The 5,001-nt window shown below is 61.4% G+C and carries 3 protein-coding genes; 1 reads left to right on the forward strand and 2 read right to left on the reverse strand.

Features of this window, described 5'->3' with window-relative positions; genetic code table 11:
• Window positions 1–262: 262 nt before the first annotated feature.
• Window positions 263–1,735, forward strand: coding sequence for an O-antigen ligase family protein (locus tag BQ17_RS16030; protein ID WP_176722475.1), 1,473 nt, complete (start codon window positions 263–265; stop codon window positions 1,733–1,735).
• Between the two features lie 44 nt (window positions 1,736–1,779).
• On the opposite strand, the gene BQ17_RS16035 is transcribed toward BQ17_RS16030, so the two are convergent.
• Together BQ17_RS16035 and gatA are read right to left on the reverse strand one after the other, a co-directional pair.
• Window positions 1,780–3,252: a cobyric acid synthase gene (locus BQ17_RS16035; protein ID WP_089728749.1), complete on the reverse strand. Its 1,473-nt coding sequence runs from the start codon at window positions 3,250–3,252 to the stop codon at window positions 1,780–1,782.
• A 194-nt stretch (window positions 3,253–3,446) separates the two neighbouring features.
• A complete protein-coding gene (gatA, locus tag BQ17_RS16040) occupies window positions 3,447–4,901 on the reverse strand; it encodes an Asp-tRNA(Asn)/Glu-tRNA(Gln) amidotransferase subunit GatA (RefSeq protein WP_089728751.1) in 1,455 nt (484 codons plus the stop codon).
• Window positions 4,902–5,001 lie beyond the last annotated feature (100 nt).

The following is a 5,001-nucleotide window of genomic DNA, read 5'->3' on the forward strand; positions in this document are numbered from 1 at the left end:
ATGCCATTAAGTTAGCTGCTGACCGCTTGTCGTGGTCGGTCAGGATGCGGAAGAGAAAACGACGAAGCGCGCGAATCCATTTGCGAGGATTCGCGTGATTCGTAGTTTTTCCTCTTTTTCGCTGACCGGTAATGGCATTGGGTTTGCGACTTGGCCAGGCCAAGAGCCGGTCCGACTTACATGATTGTCCTACAGCTTATTTAGCGTTTTTACCTATTCTTCCATGGCAAATGACAACTCCGTTGGGCACCTTAGGGCTGTGATGCCTTGGCTGCTCGGTACCATCTTGGTATTCGCCCCTCTGTTTCGCGCCGGACAGGAACCGGTGCCCTTGCTCACCTTGCAGCTGCTCGCTGTCTTGGTGTTCCTCTTATCGCTCTGGACACCTGCTGCTTCCCATAGGCTGAGAAAACCGGAAATAATCGTCCTTGCACTTCTGTTTCTTTTCCCCCTTCTCTTCATCATTCCTGTGCCGAGTTTGCCTTTGGATTGGCTACCCGGGCGTGACAAATACCTTGAGGCACTTGCCTTGAGCGGACAAGACCAGCTCATGTGGGCCCCTACCTTATCCATCTATCCGCTTGAGACCGAATCGGCATGGCTTACACTCCTGATCCCCGTCGCTGTCTTTGTCGCCACCAGGAAACTTGCCCGCCCCCACCTAGACCAACTGATCCTGCTCGTCATGGCAATCGCCGGTATTCAGGCTGCACTGGGCCTTATGCAGTTCGGCGGTGGACCGGAAAGCCCTCTGTACCTGGGGTCTCCTTATGCCCAGTTCGGAAGCGGCATGGGTACCTACACCAATCGCAATCACCTCGCGGGCTTGATCGAGCTGGTCTTACCGGTCACGCTGGCACTTTCTCTCTATTCGCTCGGCCGCAATGAGCGGCGTGATCCCCGGAGCTGGCGGGCACGTATCCTCTTTCTATCCACGCTTCGAGGTCACGCGGCGTTTCTCTACGGCGCGCTGGCTCTGCTTCTGCTCTTAGGCATGATCTTTACGCGCTCCCGGACCGGCATCAGTCTCACTATATTAGCGGTGCTTGCCGTTACCTTCAGTTTCGGTCGCCGGATCGGTGGAAACAATGTGTACGGACCGATCGGGACTATCGTCACCTTCGTGGTAGGAATCGGAATTGCCATCGGGCTGGCCCCGGTACTCGATCGTTTCGCATCCGCTGACCTCCAGGAGGACAGCCGGTGGATTGTCTTTTCGGCTACTGTGGATGGGATTCTCGACTTTTTTCCGCTCGGCAGCGGTCCGGGCACCTATCCGGATGTCTTCCACGCCTTTCAGCCTACCGAATTGGGTGATTTCTTCGTCAACCACGCCCACAACGATTACTTGGAATGGTTGTTCGAAGGCGGTGTTTTTGTAGCCCTTCTCATTGCCTTGCTGCTCGGTCTATATGTGGTCCAATGGGGGAAGGTCTGGACCAAAGAGGCTTGGTCGCGTTTCCGGTTTTTACAAGTCGGCGCCGGCATCGGCATTTTCCTTTTACTTCTCCATGAGTTTGTCGACTACAACCTCCTTATTCCCGCAAACATGGTCTACTTCGCGTTTCTGGCAGGTATCTTTTTCAGTGATCCTGACCAACGGGCGGTGAGCAGCAGGGGACATGGCAGGGAGCGACCACTTCCCGATTCGATGCCAACCACCAGCCCCGGTGGTCCTGTCGTTAAACCGATGGAGCCGGCATCCGATCAGATCAAAAATCCGTTCCTGGATTAGTCCCAGCTGCGTAACCTGCGGATAGAAAAGGATGTCATTCGGATTCACGCTGCCTTTAGGTCGAGTAGACGTAGGAGCCATTCGGTATCCAAGTGCTCCTGAACCAGGTCGGCAATCCGGTCGATGGCCGCCTCCCGAGTCGCGCGGAAGTCCGTTTGCCGCTGTCCCCGCAGTCCCGCCCAGTGTAGCAGCGCCGCACAGGCAGCGTCGAGGTCGAACAGGCCATGCACGTAGGTGCCGAGTACTCGACCATCGCGGCTCAGGGCCCCATCGCAATGGGAGTCCAGGAGGACCGCCGGGCGTGCCAGCGCCGGTCCTCGGGTTACCCCGGCGTGAATCTCGTAACCGCTCGCTTCGGCGTCGCCGATGGTAAGCCTGCCTCGGACGTTGCGCAGTTGTTTCTCCGGCTCCAGACTGGTTTCCATAGCGAGGAATCCCAGCCCTGGGGTACTGCCTGGATCACCTTCCAGACCGAGGGGGTCGTGCACCTGGGTGCCGAGCATCTGGAACCCGCCGCAGATGCCGATGAGCTTACCGCCGTAGCGCACATGCCGCTGCAGCGCTGCCTCCCAACCCTGCTCCCGCAGCCAGGCCAGGTCGGAGCGCACGCTCTTGGAACCCGGCAGGACGATCAGATCGGCAGGCGGGATGGCATCGTCGCGGCCGATGAAGCGCAGATCCACCTGCGGGTGGAGGACCAGGGGATCGAAATCGGTGTGATTGCTGACGCGCGGAAGTACGGGAACCACGACGCGAATGTGCTCGGTATCGGCCGCAGGCGCAGACGCTTGCCGGCACGCCAGGGAATCCTCCGCGTCCAGGTGCAATCCGTGCAGATGGGGCAGCACGCCTAGAACCCGCCGCCCGGTGTTTTCCTCCAGCCAGTCCAACCCCGGCCGCAGGAGCTCGAGGTCGCCGCGAAACCGATTGATGACCATACCCAAGGTACGGGCCCGTTCGCTCTCGGACAACAGGGCCAGGGTGCCGTAGAGATGGGCGAATACCCCCCCGAGCTCAATGTCGGCGATGAGGATCACCGGACAATCGACACCCTCGGCAAATCCCATGTTGGCGATATCGTCGGTGCGCAGATTGATCTCCGCCGGCGAACCCGCACCCTCGACGATCACGGCGTCGAAACGCGAGGCCAAGCGCCGGTAAGCCTCGAACACCGCCGTACGTGCGATGCGTTTGTAAGCGTGGTAGCGGCGTGCATCCATATTGCCCACCGCATGACCCTGGACGATAATCTGCGCACCGGTATCTGTATTAGGCTTGAGCAGAACCGGGTTCATATCAATCCGCGGCTCCAGCCGGCAGGCGATTGCCTGCAGCGCCTGCGCCCGCCCGATCTCACCCCCATCCGTGGTTACGGCACTGTTCAACGCCATGTTCTGGGGCTTAAAGGGCGCGACCCGAACCCCCTGCCGGACCAACCAGCGGCACAGGGCTGTCACCAGCAGGCTCTTCCCCGCGTTCGAGGTCGTCCCTTGCACCATCAGCGTGCGGGCGGTCATGCCTTCACCCCGGCGTACCCGACCTCAGGGTATGGGCTTGTAGCCGAACTCGACAGTTTCATGACGACCAAGGATCATCGATGGTCATCGCTATGACCTCCATGAGGCGATGAAGCAATGTTTGTGCGACCGGAACCCTGTCCTCAGGAAGATTTTGACAATCTGTGAAAATCTGCGAATTGGAGTTTTACCCTCTAGGGTTCAAAATCAGGGGCAGTCCGGTGCCAGTCCGTGGTCTGCTGCCACTGGTGGGCGATAGCCAGTAGACGAGTCTCGTCCCAATAGTCCCCGATGAGCTGCAGGCCTACAGGGAGGTCCGCACTGAATCCGGCGGGGATGGACATGCCGGGGAGGCCGGCCAGGTTGAGGGAGAGGGTATAGATGTCGCCCAGGTACATCCGGACCGGGTCGTCGATCTTGGCACCCAGGGGGAAGGCGGGGGTCGGGGCCACCGGCCCCATGATGACATCGACCTGCTCGAACGCCCGGCGGAAGTCGTCGGCGATCAGGCGGCGGATCTTCTGGGCCTTCAGGTAGTAGGCGTCATAGTAGCCGGCGGAAAGGGCGTAGGTGCCGATCATGATGCGCCGTTTGACCTCGGTGCCGAAGCCCTCCGCCCGCGAGCGTCGGTAGAGATCCGTCAGGTCGGCGGGATCCCGGCAGCGGTGCCCGAAGCGTACTCCATCGTAGCGGGCCAGGTTGGACGAGGCCTCGGACATGGCGATCACATAGTAGCCGGCGACGCACAGGGGGCTGTGGGGGAGCCGGATCTGCTCGACCCGGGCGCCCATGGCCTCGAATCGGGTCAAGGCGGCCGTGACGACGGCGCTGACCCCTGGGTCCAGGCCCGTCCCGAGCCATTCTTCCGGGACGCCGATGCAGAGCCCAACGATGTCCGTATCCAGACCGGCAGAGTAGTCGGGCACGGGCCGCTCGACGCTGGTGGAATCCCTGGGATCGAACCCGGCCATCGCCTGCAGGATCAGGGCGCAGTCCTCCGCGGTGCGGGCGATGACGCCGCCCTGGTCGAGGGAGGAGCCGTAGGCGATCATGCCGTAGCGCGACACCCGCCCATAGGTGGGTTTGATGCCGGTGACCCCGCAGAACGAGGCTGGTTGCCGGATGGAGCCCCCGGTGTCGGTGCCGGTGGCCGCCGCGCACAAGCGGGCGGCCACCGCCGCCGCCGAGCCGCCGGAGGATCCGCCGGGAACCCGTCGCACGTCCCAAGGGTTCCTCACCGGTCCGTAGAAGCTGGTCTCGTTGGAGGAGCCCATGGCGAACTCGTCCATGTTGGTCTTGCCGAGCACTAGGGCTCCGGCCTGCTCCAGCCGCTCCACTACCGTGGCATTGTAGGGCGCGATGAAGCTATCCAGCATGCGCGAGCCGCAGCTGGTCTTGATCCCTTGGGTGCAGAAGATGTCCTTGTGGGCAATGGGGATGCCGGTGAGGGGGCCGCCTTCACCCCGGCCCAGTCGCACATCCGCGCGGCCGGCCGCCGCCAGGGCGCCCTCGGGATCGACGCTGATGTAGCTGTTGAGGTGCGGATCCAGGCATTCTATCCGTGCCAGATAACGACGGGTAAGGTCGGTGCTCGTGAACTCGCCCCGGCGCAGACAGGCCGCCAGCTCGGCGATGGTTTTATGGTGCATGAGTAAAGATCCCGGATTCAGGGCACTCAACCACTACCAGCTGAAGCTGGTAGGTTGGGCCACTAAAGTGGCCCTCGGCGGACTCAACCGCCGACTGAAG

This window comes from Candidatus Thiosymbion oneisti (assembly GCF_900092655.1).
GTDB classification, from domain to species: Bacteria; Pseudomonadota; Gammaproteobacteria; order Chromatiales; family Chromatiaceae; genus Thiosymbion; species Thiosymbion oneisti.

Bases quoted from the DNA above. Each gene is read 5' to 3' on its own strand.
- BQ17_RS16030 (WP_176722475.1), top strand. From the start codon at position 263: ATGCCTTGGCTGCTCGGTACCATCTTGGTATTCGCCCCTCTGTTTCGC.
- BQ17_RS16035 (WP_089728749.1), bottom strand. From the start codon at position 3,252: ATGACCGCCCGCACGCTGATGGTGCAAGGGACGACCTCGAACGCGGGG.
- gatA (WP_089728751.1), bottom strand. From the start codon at position 4,901: ATGCACCATAAAACCATCGCCGAGCTGGCGGCCTGTCTGCGCCGGGGC.